Annotated in this window: 16 protein-coding genes and 1 tRNA gene; 10 read left to right on the top strand and 7 right to left on the bottom strand. The window is 62.6% G+C overall.

The genetic code is table 11. The annotated features are described in order from the left end of the window. Positions 1-87: 87 nt before the first annotated feature. From MESCI_RS13695 to MESCI_RS13680, 4 genes are all read left to right on the top strand, one after another. A complete protein-coding gene (locus tag MESCI_RS13695) occupies positions 88-465 on the top strand; it encodes an ester cyclase (protein ID WP_024501791.1) in 378 nt (125 codons plus the stop codon). 141 nt (positions 466-606) lie between these two features. After that, entirely contained in the window at positions 607-1662 is a 1056-nt protein-coding gene (locus MESCI_RS13690; protein ID WP_013530538.1) for a YeiH family protein, read from the top strand. A 99-nt stretch (positions 1663-1761) separates the two neighbouring features. Beyond that, positions 1762-2841: a helix-turn-helix domain-containing protein gene (locus tag MESCI_RS13685; RefSeq protein WP_013530537.1), complete on the top strand. Its 1080-nt coding sequence runs from the start codon at positions 1762-1764 to the stop codon at positions 2839-2841. 175 nt (positions 2842-3016) lie between these two features. After that, positions 3017-4066, top strand: a complete 1050-nt coding sequence (locus tag MESCI_RS13680; RefSeq protein WP_013530536.1) for an alpha/beta hydrolase family protein — start codon at positions 3017-3019, stop codon at positions 4064-4066. Between the two features lie 8 nt (positions 4067-4074). Here the strand turns inward: MESCI_RS13680 and MESCI_RS13675 are convergent, their stop codons facing one another. From MESCI_RS13675 to MESCI_RS13665, 3 genes are all read right to left on the bottom strand, one after another. Further along, positions 4075-4572, bottom strand: coding sequence for a GAF domain-containing protein (locus tag MESCI_RS13675; RefSeq protein ID WP_013530535.1), 498 nt, complete (start codon positions 4570-4572; stop codon positions 4075-4077). A gap of 250 nt (positions 4573-4822) precedes the next feature. Further along, the gene (groL, locus tag MESCI_RS13670; RefSeq protein ID WP_013530534.1) at positions 4823-6454 is read right to left on the bottom strand and encodes a chaperonin GroEL; all 1632 of its coding nucleotides are present in this window, start codon (positions 6452-6454) and stop codon (positions 4823-4825) included. A 33-nt stretch (positions 6455-6487) separates the two neighbouring features. Continuing rightward, complete coding sequence (locus MESCI_RS13665; protein ID WP_013530533.1) at positions 6488-6850, bottom strand: co-chaperone GroES; 363 nt, start codon at positions 6848-6850, stop codon at positions 6488-6490. 251 nt (positions 6851-7101) lie between these two features. Between MESCI_RS13665 and MESCI_RS13660 the strand changes: the two genes are divergently transcribed. Further along, positions 7102-7350 (top strand): hypothetical protein, encoded by a 249-nt coding sequence (locus MESCI_RS13660; RefSeq protein ID WP_013530532.1) that lies wholly within the window; start codon positions 7102-7104, stop codon positions 7348-7350. After that, entirely contained in the window at positions 7347-7613 is a 267-nt protein-coding gene (locus MESCI_RS13655) for a DUF1488 family protein (protein WP_013530531.1), read from the top strand. Before MESCI_RS13660 ends, MESCI_RS13655 begins: the two co-directional genes overlap by 4 nt. 31 nt (positions 7614-7644) lie before the next feature. On the opposite strand, the gene MESCI_RS13650 is transcribed toward MESCI_RS13655, so the two are convergent. The 4 genes from MESCI_RS13650 to MESCI_RS13635 form a co-directional block, all read right to left on the bottom strand. Then, positions 7645-7866 carry a DUF6500 family protein gene (locus tag MESCI_RS13650; protein ID WP_013530530.1) on the bottom strand — a complete coding sequence of 74 codons (222 nt, stop codon included), beginning with the start codon at positions 7864-7866 and terminating at the stop codon, positions 7645-7647. 53 nt (positions 7867-7919) lie between these two features. Then, positions 7920-8111 carry a hypothetical protein gene (locus MESCI_RS13645; protein WP_013530529.1) on the bottom strand — a complete coding sequence of 64 codons (192 nt, stop codon included), beginning with the start codon at positions 8109-8111 and terminating at the stop codon, positions 7920-7922. Positions 8112-8116: 5 nt separating this feature from the next. After that, on the bottom strand, positions 8117-8320 hold the full coding sequence (locus MESCI_RS13640) for a hypothetical protein (protein WP_013530528.1): 204 nt from the start codon (positions 8318-8320) through the stop codon (positions 8117-8119). 202 nt (positions 8321-8522) lie between these two features. Further along, a tRNA-Cys gene (locus MESCI_RS13635) sits at positions 8523-8598 on the bottom strand. Positions 8599-9056: 458 nt separating this feature from the next. On the opposite strand from MESCI_RS13635, the gene MESCI_RS13630 reads away from it, so the two are divergent. From MESCI_RS13630 to MESCI_RS13615, 4 genes are all read left to right on the top strand, one after another. Then, positions 9057-10100 carry a LacI family DNA-binding transcriptional regulator gene (locus MESCI_RS13630; protein ID WP_013530527.1) on the top strand — a complete coding sequence of 348 codons (1044 nt, stop codon included), beginning with the start codon at positions 9057-9059 and terminating at the stop codon, positions 10098-10100. A 63-nt stretch (positions 10101-10163) separates the two neighbouring features. Next, positions 10164-11411 (top strand): ABC transporter substrate-binding protein, encoded by a 1248-nt coding sequence (locus MESCI_RS13625; RefSeq protein ID WP_013530526.1) that lies wholly within the window; start codon positions 10164-10166, stop codon positions 11409-11411. Between the two features lie 274 nt (positions 11412-11685). Continuing rightward, positions 11686-12609 (top strand): carbohydrate ABC transporter permease, encoded by a 924-nt coding sequence (locus MESCI_RS13620; RefSeq protein ID WP_013530525.1) that lies wholly within the window; start codon positions 11686-11688, stop codon positions 12607-12609. Continuing rightward, positions 12609-13466, top strand: coding sequence for a carbohydrate ABC transporter permease (locus tag MESCI_RS13615; protein WP_013530524.1), 858 nt, complete (start codon positions 12609-12611; stop codon positions 13464-13466). Before MESCI_RS13620 ends, MESCI_RS13615 begins: the two co-directional genes overlap by 1 nt. Positions 13467-13474 lie beyond the last annotated feature (8 nt).

The raw sequence follows: 13474 nt of genomic DNA, 5'->3' as shown, positions 1-13474 counted from the left end.
TACGGCCCGCTATGTGTTGCTTTTATTGTACGTCCTGGCCTTCAGCCCTGTCGCAATATGGCGGGCATCAGCACCGGAGCCATCGCCGTGACCGTGACCGACCTCTATCGAGGCTACATCGCCTGCCTCAACAATCAGGACTGGCAGAAGCTGCATCGCTTCGTTCATGACGAGGTGCACTACAATGGCGACCGCGTCGGACTGTCGGGTTACCAGGACATGCTGGAGCGCGATTTTCGGGAAATCCCAGACCTCTATTTCGATATCCAGTTGCTGATCGCCGAACCGCCGTTCCTAGCCAGCCGGCTTCAGTTCAACTGCACGCCGAAGGGAACCTTCTTCGGGCTCCCTATAAACGGCAGGAAGGTGTCCTTCAGCGAGAACGTCTTCTATGAATTCCTCGACGACCGAATCAGGAACGTCTGGTCGGTGATCGACAAGGCCGCGATCGAGGCGCAGCTTTAATCCAGGTCGCCCAGAAAGCGACGTCTGCGCGGCAGCGTCCGTGGATCGTTCGTAAAAATCGATCATTCTAACGAAAATAATTCGTTGGAAAGATTGGTTTAGGAATGGCATTCTCCCGGCATACTCGCCTGGAGCATTGCATTGTCTTCCGTTTCCCACTTCGCGAACGATATTCCAAAAAGCGCGTTTCCTGCCGATGTCGCGCAAGGGCGAAAATCCCTTAGCTGGAATGGCATCGTCCCCGGCATCGTGCTGGTCACGATGATCACTGCCGTCGCCTTCTCGGCGCGCAATGTTTCCGGCTTCGCGCTGTTCAGTCCAATGATCCTCGCCGTCGTCGCCGGCATGATCTACTCCAACGTGCTCGGCACGCCCGTGCACGCCAAAGCCGGTATCGCATTCTCGCAAAAGCGCCTGTTGCGCTTCGCCATCGTGCTGCTCGGCTTCCAGCTGACGCTCGGCCAGGTGGTCTCGATCGGCGCTGGCGGCGTCGGCATTGTCGCGGCGACGCTTGGCGCCACCTTCGTTTTCACCATCACGCTTGGCCGGCTGATCGGCGTCGACGCCAAGCTGGCGCAGTTGATCGCCGCCGGCACCTCGATCTGCGGCGCTTCGGCCATCGTCGCCACCAACATCGTCACCGATGCGCGCGACGAGGACGTCACCTACGCCGTCGCCTCGATCACCTTGTTCGGCACCGTCGCCATGCTCGGCTTCCCGCTCATGGCGCCCATGCTCGGCCTCGACCAGCACGCTTTCGGCCTGTGGGCCGGCGCCTCGATCCACGAGGTGGCGCAAGTCATCGGCGCCGGCTTTCAGAACGGCACCCAGTCCGGCGAGATCGCCACCGTCGCCAAGCTGACCCGCGTCGCCATGCTGGCGCCGACGGTCGTCGCGCTCGGCCTGATGGCGCGCGGCAGGAGCAGCAGTGAGGTGGCGGCGCGGCCGCCCATGCCGTGGTTCGTCGCCGCCTTCGTCGCTGTCGTGGCGTTGAACAGCTTGGTCACGGTGCCCATCGAGGTGAAATCGGCAATGGCGCTCGCCACCACCATCATGCTGACCATGGGCCTGGCCGCCATGGGCCTGCAGGCCGACATCTCTCAGTTGCGCTCGCGCGGCCTGCGCCCGCTGGCGCTCGCCTTCTCGGCCTTCCTGTTCATCGGCTGCTTCAGCCTGATGCTGGTGAAGTTCGCCTGAGCTTGATCGCCGGCACGCAGACGGCACAAGCGAGTTTGGGAATCAAATCACATCGGCTACGGTCTGCCGCGCATCACCACGCGAGCCCGCACCCGATCCATGCCGTTTGTTCCCTTACCCTTCGTCGTCGCCCTGTCGCTGTTCATCCTGCTTTGGGTCGTCGCCAGCCGCCAGGATGAGGCAGCACCGAACCTGCCGTTTCTCGCCCTGATCCTTGTTGCAGCGTTGCAATCGGTGCTCACCGGACTGCGCTGGGGCTATGGCATCAGCGAAGTCGGCTATATCGCCCCCGTATCCGCCGCGATCATGCCGTCTCTGCTCTACGCCGGCGTATCGAGCCTGGTTCGCACCAGCGACCGCCGGTGGCCGGCCCTGCTGGGGCTCCACGCGACACCCGCGGTCATCATCATCATGCTGATAATCTTTTGGCGCGAGGCGATCGACGTGGCGCTGACATCAATCGATTTCACCTACGCCGCCGCCATTCTCTGGCTGCTTCGCTCCGGCGCCGACGGGCTTCGCCTTGCGCCCTTCGACGGCGCGGTCCCGGTCTACAGGGCCATCCTTTTCGCGGCAGCTACGCTGTGCCTGTCGGGAGCCGTCGACATGCTGGTGTCCTTCGATCTGGCGTCGGGACATGGCGCTCGCGCGGCAACCGTGATCGGCATCGGCAATCTTTTCATGCTCGTCATTGTCGGCGTGGCGGCGGCTGCGGCCAGCCAAAGCCATGTCCCGCTCAATGCCGCCGAGCCCGTCGAGAGTCCGTCCCCACCCGACGCCGGCGAGAACGCCGATGCGATCGCCAGGGTCAACGAGTTGATGCAGGAGAAAAAACTATATCGCGACGCCAATCTCAACCTCAACCGGCTTGCCCGCCGCGCCGGAATTCCAGCACGGCAGATCTCAATGGCGATCAACCGGGCCACGGCCAGGAACGTCTCGCAATATGTCAACGGACACCGCATCACCGAGGCCTGCCGGCTGCTGAGCGAGACCGATCAGTCCGTGACGGAGATCATGTTTGCGGTCGGCTTCCAGACCAAGTCGAACTTCAACCGCGAATTCCGCCGCGTCACCGATATGACCCCGCTCGCCTGGCGGGACCGGAACGCGCCTGACGCGGCGCCCTCGCTTGCGAACCGGCGGGCGGCTGAAATCGGCAGCGCCGTTCCGCACTGAACGGTACTCAATCGCGATAAAGCACGTCCTTGATCGCGATCAAGGTCGCGGACCTCGCTCCGATCCGCTGACATCGGGTCGCTAACACTGCAATCGAACATGACCGCCAGCTTGCCCGGACGCTGTAGCCTCCGGCCTTGCCACCTATAGGGCGCGTTCGACAACGGAGATTTCAATGAAATTCTGGACTATGCTCTGCGCCGTCGCTGTTTCCACGGCGCTCATCCAACACCCCGCAGACGCCGGCGACAATGTCGGCGTTCGTCAGTTGCCTGCCCCATCCAAGGAGCGCGGCATCGATCTCGATGTGACGGTCTGGTATCCCGCGCAACCGGGCGGCGAGATGGTTATATCAGGCGACACCGCGCTTTTCGCCGGAACGGCCGCCATGCGCGATGCGCCTATCGCTGGCGGAAAATTTCCGCTTATCCTGCTTTCGCATGGCGCTGGCCTGGCGGGAACTCCACACGCCCTGAGCTGGATTGCAACGCCTCTGGCCAGGCAGGGATTCGTCGTCGCCGCTCCCACACACCCGGGAAATACGGGGAAAAACAGATCCGCCGCCGAGACGATGAAACTCTGGTTGCGGCCCGCCGATCTCACGGCTGCCCTGACCGCGACGGCGAAGGACGCTTTCTTCGCAGGGCACCTCGAACAAGGCAAAGTAGGCGTCCTCGGTCTTTCCATGGGCGGCAACACGGCGCTGGCGATAGCCGGTGCCCGCATCGATCCGAAATTGCTGGCGGCCTATTGCGATACGGACCTGCTCAATGCCTCGCTCTGCGACTGGGTCAGGCAAAGCGGCGTCGATCTTCACGCCATGGATTTGCAGGCCGCCGGTCGGGACAACCGGGATGAGCGCATTCATTTCGCCATGGCGATCGATCCTGCCCCATCCGATGTCTTCGATGTCAAAAGCTTTGCCGGTATCAAAATTCCGGTCGCTATCGTCAATCTTGGCCGACCAGGAAAGATTCCCGTGACCGCCGACGCATCCGAGATCGCAAAAGCAATTTCAAAGGCGAGCTATGCGACGATCGCGGATGCGAGCCACTACAGCATGTTCGGCGAATGTAAGCCCGGCGCTGCCGGCATCATTGCGGCCGAACAGATCGGCGACCCGGTTTGCGATGACGGTGGAGCACGATCGCGCGGTGATATTCACGCGCAACTGATCGACATGACGATTGCAGCTTTCAATCGCGCGCTGAAGACCGAGCCGTAGGACGCAGCTCAGTCCTCGAACGAACTCGCCGCGGCATAGATCGCCGCCAGCGTCTCGATGCCGGCCTGGTCGGCCTTGTCGAAGCGGCCGGGCAGCGGGCTGTCGAGATCGAGCACGCCGAAGACGCCTTCATCGTCCTCGAGCAGCACCACCAGTTCCGAGCGCGAATCGGCATCGCAGGCGATGTGGCCGGGAAAATCATGCACGTCCTTGATCAGCATCGAGGTGCCGAGTTCGACCGCCGTTCCGCACACGCCCTTGCCGACGGCGATGCGCACACAGGCCGGCTTGCCCTGGAACGGCCCGAGCACCATTTCCTCGTCCGACTGCAGGAAATAGAAACCGGCCCAGTTGAGGTCCGGCACCATCTGGAAGATGAGTGCTGCGGTGTTGGCGGCGTTGGCGATCGAATCGCGCTCACCCTCGAGCAGCGCCTTCAATTGGGTGGCGAGGTCGCGGTAGAACGTGGGCTTGTCTGAGGTGTCGATGGCCTTGGCCGCAAACATGAACGTGTCTCCGTGTCGGGGATGGCGGTTCGTCCGATCGCTTGCCAAAGTCCGGCGAGCTCCGCAACCAGACGGCCGCCTGGACAGTCTAGCGTGGATTGCGTCCCCTTCGAAAGCCGCAAGATCATGATTGCCTCCCGGGATTGAGCCGGGCGACTGCGTAAACTTTGCGATGATCATCTTGAGAATCGTAGCGGCCCCGATCGGGGCCGCCATTCACATCTCCGACAGATCGGACAAATCCTGGGTTTTAGTAGCCGCCCATGCCGCCACCGCCGCCACCCGCAGGTGCTGCATCCTTGGCCGGAACGTCGGTGATCATCGCTTCGGCGGTGATCAGAAGGGCTGCGATCGAGCCGGCATCCTGGAGTGCGGTGCGCACCACTTTCGCCGGATCGACGATGCCTGCCTTGATCATGTCGACATAGACCTCGTTCTGGGCGTCAAAACCCTGATTGTGGTCCTTGCTGTCGGTGAGCTTGCCGACGACGATTGAGCCTTCGACGCCGGAATTCTCGGCGATCTGGCGGATCGGCGCTTCGAGCGCCCGCAGCACGATCGTGATGCCGGCCGTGACATCGGCATTGGCGCCGGTCAGGCCGCCAAGCGCCGAGCGGGCACGCAGCAGAGCGACGCCGCCGCCGGGCACGATGCCTTCCTCGACCGCCGCGCGGGTGGCGTTCAGCGCATCGTCGATGCGGTCCTTCTTTTCCTTGACTTCCGACTCGGTGACGCCGCCGACGCGGATGACGGCAACGCCGCCGGCGAGCTTGGCCAGCCGCTCCTGCAGCTTTTCCTTGTCGTAGTCTGACGTCGTCTCCTCGATCTGGCCCTTGATCTGGGCGACGCGCGCCTGGATGGTCGCCTTGGTGCCGGCACCGTCGATGATCGTGGTGGTGTCCTTCTCGATCAGCACGCGCTTGGCGCGGCCGAGCATCTCGATGGTGACGTTTTCGAGCTTGATGCCGAGGTCCTCGGAGATCATCTGGCCCGACGTGAGCACGGCGATGTCTTCCAGCATCGCCTTGCGGCGATCGCCGAAGCCAGGCGCCTTGACGGCCGCGACCTTGAGGCCGCCGCGCAGCTTGTTGACGACCAGCGTCGCCAGAGCCTCGCCCTCGACGTCCTCGGAGATGATCAGCAGCGGCCTGCCGCTCTGCACCACCGCTTCGAGGATCGGCAGCATCGCCTGCAGATTGCCGAGCTTCTTCTCGTGGATGAGGATGTAGGGTTCTTCCAGCTCGACGCGCATCTTGTCGGCATTGGTGACGAAATAGGGCGAGAGATAGCCGCGGTCGAACTGCATGCCTTCGACGACGTCGAGTTCGGTCTCTGCGGTCTTGGCTTCCTCGACGGTGATGACGCCGTCATTGCCGACCTTGTCCATAGCCTTGGCGATCATCTCGCCGACGCTGGCATCGCCATTGGCGGCGATGGTGCCGACCTGCGCGATCTCGGCCGACGACTTGACCTTCTTGGCGCGCGCCTGGATTTCCTTGACCACGGCGGAAACCGCCTGGTCGATGCCGCGCTTCAAATCCATGGGATTCATGCCGGCGGCGACCAGCTTGGCGCCTTCGCGCAGGATCGAGGCGGCCAGCACCGTGGCGGTGGTGGTGCCGTCACCGGCGAGGTCGTTGGTCTTCGAGGCCACTTCGCGCACCATCTGGGCGCCCATGTTCTCGAACTTGTCGGCAAGCTCGATTTCCTTGGCGACGGTGACGCCGTCCTTGGTGATGCGCGGCGCGCCATAGGCCTTGTCGATGATGACGTTGCGGCCCTTGGGGCCGAGCGTGACCTTCACAGCATTGGTAAGGATCTCGACGCCGCGCAGCATGCGGTCGCGCGCGTCGGTGGAGAATTTGATTTCCTTGGCAGACATGATTTTTATCCAGTACGTTCGGAGAAAATAAGGTCAGGCAGCTTTCTTGGCGGCCACGGTCTTGTCGGTTGCAGCGGTCTCGCCCTTGTCGATGATGCCAGTCTCGTCCTTGTCGATGACGCCCATAATGTCGGCTTCCTTCATGATCAGAAGGTCCTCGCCGTCGATCTTGACCTCGGTGCCCGACCATTTGCCGAACAGGATGAAGTCGCCGGCCTTGACGTCGAGCGGAACAAGCGCGCCGTTTTCGTCGCGTGCGCCAGGGCCGACAGCGATGACTTCGCCCTCCTGCGGCTTTTCCTTGGCAGTGTCGGGGATGATGATCCCGCCCTTGGATTTGATATCGCCTTCGGCGCGACGAATGACGACGCGGTCGTGGAGTGGCCGAAATTTCATGGGAACTTTCTTTCTGGGGGCCGGCACAGGCGGCCACGCCCCTCCTCTATAGACGCGTTGGCACTCGATAGATAGGAGTGCCAAAAATTATTCGCGTACCAAATTAAATATTCAAAAGTATTATTTCAGCTGGCCGTTTCGTGATATCCGCAGAATGTCAAATAATTCAAAAGATTGAATTTTGCCGATCGAGTGCCTATTTATCGGACAAGTTCACTTTCACGATTTCAGGCGCAAGGGAGATTTCTTCGATGGCCGAAGGCAATCAGACGATCATGGAAAAAGCTGAAGCCCGCTTTGTCGACAAGCAGAAGAAGACAGCGGAGAAAAACAAGGCGACCGCCGAATATATGTCCGAGGCAAGAGCCAGGGAGATCAAGACGGCAAGGCTGAGGGAGCTTCGGCTGGCCAAGGAAGAGGCCGATCGTGTCGCCGAGGCCCTCAATCCGACGCCGAAGAAGAAGCGGGTGACCAAGAAAGTCACGGAGGCCAAGACATGAGCCTCACCTTCCCCAACCGCAGCCGCAGCTATGACGAGGCGGGCCAGCGCATTCGTTTCGTCGGCCATGACGGCATGTTCCAGATCTCGTTCTCCGTCGCCGCCGACGCCATGGCCAAGATGCGGCCGGGAACCGCGGCCGATGAAGCCGGTTATCTCCAGACATTCGACACCGAGAGCAGCGCCATCCGCGAAGTGGCGTCGAAGGCCTACGACCGCACCCACAAGAGCATGTATGTGCTGACGGCGTCCGATTTCGGCTGATCAGTCCATTGCATGTCGCTCAAAACGACGATTAAAGATCCATCTCCTCGACCATCGCGCGTATCTTCGCAGCCTTTTCGAAATGGTCGAGGCGGTGGGTTCTGATCCACCATTCGGCGGCTTCCATCAGGAGTTCGGGGTTGTCGTTTCTGTTGGCGAAAAACGCATAGAACGACACGCCGACGCCGGCCCCCTTCTCGGAGATCTTGCGGTCGCAAATCTCCAGTATCTTCTGCTTCAGGCTGGCTCTCACGGGAATCCCTTGATTTGCGGTGCGGCAGGCTTCCGCCGGCGGGCCGCTACGGATCAGGCCTTGCGCTCGGCCCGTTCGCGGCGTTTGACATCGCGGACATTCATCTGCACGATCATGTCCTCGGCCTCGCGCGGCCCCATCCCGACCATCACCTTTTGCCGGACCACCGCAGGCTGGCCGGTGAAGACATCGATGATGCTCCAGCTCTGGGGAAGCTCCATACGCAGCGTGTAGCGGTTGGCCATGCCGGTCAGCCTTGCATCGTGAAAAACACGGCGCCCAGGATCAGCACCGTCCAGGCGACGACCGACAGTTTCAGCACCATGCCGCTATGCACGGCCAGAAGCTTCCGCAGGTGCGACACACCTGCCGACGAGGCCGGTGCCGCCGCCAGGGCGGCAGGAGCCTTGAGGCCAAGTTTTCCAAAGACGGGCAGCAGCGACGGTTCACGCACGAAAGGCCTCGAATGTCAGGAAAAAGCGAAGCAAGAACGCTCGGCTCCCTTCCATACCACTCTTTTCGCGCGTGCCGGCATGCCAAATGCAAGACAGGACTGCTTTAACGTCCGGTCCGCACCGCCTTCGTAACGCACAAATCTATTCGTGGGGACTGACTGCCCTTGGGGCAGATTGGGACTGCTGTTCGACGCGAAATTTTGGAGGCCTCGCCTCGGAATCGAACCGAGGCTTCAGAGATTTGCCGTCTCCAGCGTAGCCGCTCCGCCACGAGGCCATGGCTGTTGAAGTAGCGGCCAAATATTTACGGAAAGGTTAATCCCGAGGGACTGTTCAGAATTTTCGGCACGATCTTCAGACCGTCCGCCAGCACATATTGCGGCCAGGTTTGCTGCCCGGCAGCGCCAACCCTTTGCCGGACCTCGCATCCCGCGCACGCTGCGATCCTTCACGCCTCAAGCGGCAGCCCGCCCCGTCTCGACCGAGGGCCTCCAGCACTGCGACTGGCGCTCTTCCCCTGAGCTAAGTGCTGCCGGCGCTGCTTTAACCCGCGTTTGCATTCGAAGGAAGAGAGCCGAGGCCCAACCAGCTTTTCCCTTGAACGGCGATCCAATCTGGTCTAGCCTCAGCTGAGAAAAGGTTTTCTCAAACAATTTCAGTCGGGCTCGGCCACCTGCCGGGCCTCTTTCAGATCGGTAAGAGAAAACCTTTTTCCAACTAAGGACTCTCGGCGCGATGCCATCGGACGATCTGCCTGTTCCGGTCTTTTCCAAGCCAGTCACCTTGCGTGACGTGGCCGCGCAGGCCGGAGTCAGCGTCGCTACCGCATCCAAGGCGCTCAACAGCCAGGGCCGGATGACAGCCGAGACGCGCGAACGCATTCGCGAGACCGCCCGGCGGCTTGGCTTCCGGCCCAACAGCCTGGCGCAAAGCCTGCTCCGACGCCGCAGCTTCACCGTCGGCCTGCTCACCAACGATACCTATGGCCGCTTCTCGCTGCCGCTGATGTCGGGCATTTCGGACGCGCTGGTCGACAATGGCGTCTCGGTGTTCCTGTGCAATGTCGAGGAGGACCCGCGGCTGGGCCAGATGCATGTCGACGCCATGCTCGACAAGCGCGTTGACGGCATCATCGCCACTGGCAAGCGCATCGATCGTCATCTGCCCGTCGACCTCTCCAATCTGCGCGTCCCGGTGATCTATGCCTTCACGCAGCCCGACCCCGACGCCGTTGCCTTCGTCTCGGACGATGTTGGCGGCGCCCGGCTGGCCGTCGAGCATTTTTGCCGGCTTGGCCGCAAGCGCATCGCCCACGTCACCGGGCCGGCGAGCTTTGCCGTGGTACACGCGCGCGTTCAGGCTTACCGCGACGTGCTCGCCGAAAACGGCCTGACGGTCAGCGAGCCGCTGCTCGGCTCCTGGTCGGAAGCCTGGGGTCACCAGGCGGTTGCGCAACTGTTCGACGGCAAAAGCGAAAGGCCGGACGCGGTCTTCTGCGGCAACGACCAGATCGCGCGCGGCGTCATCGATGCTCTGCGCGAACGCGGCCTCGACGTCCCCAGGGATGTCGGCGTCATCGGTTTCGACAATTGGGAGATCGTGGCCGAGGCGACGCGCCCGCCGCTGACCTCTGTCGACATGAACCTGGTCGCGCTCGGGCGCGAGGCCGGGTTGACCCTGCTTTCGCTGGTCGGCGGCAAGCCCGCCGCGCCCGGCATTCGAAAACTGCCGTGCCGGCTGGTGGTGCGGCAGTCATGCGGCCATCCGCCGGGTGGCTGAAAACGAAGCGCCGCGCAATCGGCGCCAAGCCGCGGACCGCGGCCAACCTTGGAGGAGGAGAACATGAGGAACCTGATTGCCAAACTGGCCCTGGCCGCTGCCGTTCTGGGCGGCGGTCTCGGCACTGCCGCCGCCGAGACGGCCAACATATGGGTGCGCGCCGACGGTTCGAATTTCATGCCGAGGATCGTCGATGCCTACAACAAGGCGCACACCAACCAGGTCAAGCTCGATATCATCCCCAATGCCGAGATCATCCCCAAATACGGTGCCGCGGCCGCCGGCGGCACAGCGCCCGACGCGCTGTCGCTCGACCTGATCTACACGCCCTCCTTCGCCGCAGCCGGCCAATTGGAGGACATCACCGACTGGGCAAAGTCCCTGCCCTATTTTGCCAGCCTGTCGCCGGCGCATGTGAAGACCGGCACCTACAAAGACCACATTTACGGCCTGCCCTTCTCCGCCGACGCCTCGGTGCTGATCTGGAACAAGAAGCTGTTCAAGCAGGCCGGCCTCGATCCCGAAAAAGGTCCGGCCAACTGGGCCGAGATCGCGGCCGATGCCGAGAAGGTCAACGCGCTCGGCGGCAACATCAAGGGCTTCTACTTCTCCGGCAATTGCGGCGGCTGCAACATCTTCACCTTCACGCCCCTGATCTGGGCGTCTGGTGGCGACATCCTGAGCGAAGACGGCTCGAAGGCGACGCTGGACAGCCCGCAGCTGCGCGGCGCCATCGATCTCTACCGCTCGATGGTCAAGAAGGATCTGGTACCGGCAGGCGCACAGACCGACACCGGCGCCAATTTCTTTGCCGCCTTCGCCGCCGGCAATATCGGCATCTCGCCGTCCGGCGCCTTTGCCATCGGCGCGCTCAACACCCAGTATCCCGACATCGATTACGGCGTCACCTTCCTGCCGGGCAAGGACAGCGGCTGGTCGTCCTTTGCGGGCGGCGACAATTTCGTCGTCACCAAGGGCACCACGAAACTGCCCGTGGTGAAGGAGTTCCTCGACTTCGCCTATTCGCTCGAGGGCCAGACCATCCTTGCCAAATACGGAAGCCTGCCGGTGCGCGGCGACATCGCCAAGGACGCGTTGAAGGATCTCGATCCGCGCTACCAGATCGCCGCCGAAGCCATGGCCAAGGGCAAGACGCCCTATTCGGTGGTGTTCAACGACCTGATCAACTCCGCCAACGGCCCGTGGACGCAGATGATCAACGAGGTCTTCTTCGGCGACGATGTCGATGGCGCGATAGCCAATGCGCAGGAAACGATGCAGTCGATCATCGACCAGGCGCCGCAGAAGTAGCGGACGCCTGCCGGCCGCCCGCCTGTCTCCCTGGGCGGGTGGCCGGATACCGCATCGCCAACGGCAGGGCTATCGCGTTGAGAAAAGACCCCCTCATCCGGCCGCTTCGCGGCCACCTTCTCCCCGCTGGGGAGAAGAGGCTGGCACCATCCCCGGCAACCTCCTCTCCCCTCGGGGAGAGGTCGGATTGCCCCGAATTGCTCTCTTCAATTCGGTTGGCAATCCGGGTGAGAGGGTTCTTTGCCAATGTCCCAATAGCACCGAGCGCGCAGCCATGACCGTCATCACCGCAGCAACCCCTGCCCCGCCCCGCACCCGCAAGGTCGCCAGCCGCCACCAATGGATCGGCCTGCTCTATGTCGCGCCGGCTGTCGCGCTGGTCGTCGTCTTTTTCCTGATCCCGCTCGGCATGACGGCGTGGATGTCGCTGCACAACTGGCCCCTGATGGGCGAGCACAGCTTTATCGGCCTCGGCAACTATGTCGCCATCCTGCGCGACACCCGGTTCTGGAACGCGCTGCGCTTCACCGCCTACTACACCGTGATCGTCACCATCGCGATCTTCGTGGTGGCGTTTCCGCTGGCGCTGTTCGTCGAGCGGCCGCGGCCGCTGACCAATCTTTACCGGACGATGTTCTTCATGCCGGCGGTTGTCGGCTTTGCCTCGGCCAGCCTGCTCTGGTCATGGCTGTTGAACGTCGATTCCGGCCTGTTCAGCCCGGCCGCCTACGACCTTGGCCTGATCGACAGGAAGTTCAACCTTTTGGCCACCTTCCAGCCGGCCTTCTGGTCGATCATCGCCATGGTCGTCTGGAAGGTCGCCGGCTTCACCATGATCATTCTGATGGCCGGCCTGCAATCGATCCCGCAGGATCTGCAGGAGGCGGCCGTCATCGACGGCGCCGGTCCGTTCGCCAGGTTCAGGGCGATCACTTTGCCGCTGATGCGCCGCACGCTGGCGCTGGCCCTGATCCTGTCGGTCGCCGGCTCGATCCTCGCCTTCGACCAGTTCTACATCATCCTGCGCGGCGGCCCACGCAACCAGACGCTGACGGCGGTCTACTGGATCTTCAACCAGTCCTTCGTGTCGTTCAAGCTCGGCTACGGCGCGGCTTTGTCGATGGTGCTGCTGGTGATCCTGGTGGCGCTCAGCCTCGTCCAGCTGTGGCTGCTGCGCAAGCCGGAGGGGCTCGACTGATGGCGCAGGCCGCTTCCCGCAACCGCCGGCTCTTGAGCCGCATCGGCGAGCATTCGACCGGCATCGTCGCCTCGGTGCTGTTTGCCGCGCCGATCGTGTGGGCGGTGCTGTCGGCGTTCAAGCCGGCGGCCGAAGCGCGCCTGCCGCCGCTGCCGCCCTGGCCGACATCAGGCTTCTCGCTGGAGAACTACGCCACGCTCAACAGCTTCGGCGACGGGCTGTGGGTCTCGGCGCAAAACAGCATCTACGTCTCGGTGATGACCGTCGTGCTGTCGGTCGCCGTCAGCGTGCTGGCCGGCTACGGCTTTTCGCGGTTCCGGTTTCCGTTCAAGGACCTGTTCTTCATCCTCATCCTGTCGACGATCATGATCCCGTTCCAGTCGATCCTGACGCCGATCTTCCTGGTGCTGACCAAGCTTGGCCTGCACAACACGCTGACCGGCCTGGTCGGCGTTTATGTGACGCTGCAACTGCCGTTTTCGATCTTCATGATGCGCAACGCCTTCGACGCAGTGCCGCGCGAGATCGAGGAAGCCGCCCGCATGGACGGCGCCGGCAATCTCACCATGCTTTGGAAGGTGATGCTGCCGCTGGTCTGGCCGGGCGTCGTCACCATCGCCCTGTTTGCCTTCCTCGGCGCCTGGAACGAATTCCTCGCCGCCCTCGTGCTGATGACCGACCAATCCAAATTCACGCTGCCAGTGATGATGACCGCACTGCAGTCGGGCCGCTTCGGCGCCATCGACTGGGGCGCGGTGCAGGCGGGCGTCACCGTGATGATGGTGCCGTGCCTCATCCTGTTCCTGGCGCTGCAGCGCTTCTACATCCGCGGCCTGATGGCCGGGGCCGTCAAATAGAATGGAGT

Origin of the sequence: Mesorhizobium ciceri biovar biserrulae WSM1271, from assembly GCF_000185905.1 — a bacterium.
GTDB classification, from domain to species: domain Bacteria; phylum Pseudomonadota; class Alphaproteobacteria; order Rhizobiales; family Rhizobiaceae; genus Mesorhizobium; species Mesorhizobium ciceri.
Note: the sequence above shows the minus strand (reverse complement) of the source record. Positions and strands in the feature narration are given on the sequence as shown.

Coding starts and splice junctions, on each gene's coding strand:
- MESCI_RS13675 (WP_013530535.1), bottom strand. CDS start 4,572: ATGTTTGCGGCCAAGGCCATCGACACCTCAGACAAGCCCACGTTCTAC.
- MESCI_RS13625 (WP_013530526.1), top strand. CDS start 10,164: ATGAGGAACCTGATTGCCAAACTGGCCCTGGCCGCTGCCGTTCTGGGC.
- MESCI_RS13630 (WP_013530527.1), top strand. CDS start 9,057: ATGCCATCGGACGATCTGCCTGTTCCGGTCTTTTCCAAGCCAGTCACC.
- MESCI_RS13620 (WP_013530525.1), top strand. CDS start 11,686: ATGACCGTCATCACCGCAGCAACCCCTGCCCCGCCCCGCACCCGCAAG.
- MESCI_RS13645 (WP_013530529.1), bottom strand. CDS start 8,111: ATGGCCAACCGCTACACGCTGCGTATGGAGCTTCCCCAGAGCTGGAGC.
- MESCI_RS13680 (WP_013530536.1), top strand. CDS start 3,017: ATGAAATTCTGGACTATGCTCTGCGCCGTCGCTGTTTCCACGGCGCTC.
- MESCI_RS13665 (WP_013530533.1), bottom strand. CDS start 6,850: ATGAAATTTCGGCCACTCCACGACCGCGTCGTCATTCGTCGCGCCGAA.
- groL (WP_013530534.1), bottom strand. CDS start 6,454: ATGTCTGCCAAGGAAATCAAATTCTCCACCGACGCGCGCGACCGCATG.
- MESCI_RS13685 (WP_013530537.1), top strand. CDS start 1,762: ATGCCGTTTGTTCCCTTACCCTTCGTCGTCGCCCTGTCGCTGTTCATC.
- MESCI_RS13660 (WP_013530532.1), top strand. CDS start 7,102: ATGGCCGAAGGCAATCAGACGATCATGGAAAAAGCTGAAGCCCGCTTT.
- MESCI_RS13615 (WP_013530524.1), top strand. CDS start 12,609: ATGGCGCAGGCCGCTTCCCGCAACCGCCGGCTCTTGAGCCGCATCGGC.
- MESCI_RS13655 (WP_013530531.1), top strand. CDS start 7,347: ATGAGCCTCACCTTCCCCAACCGCAGCCGCAGCTATGACGAGGCGGGC.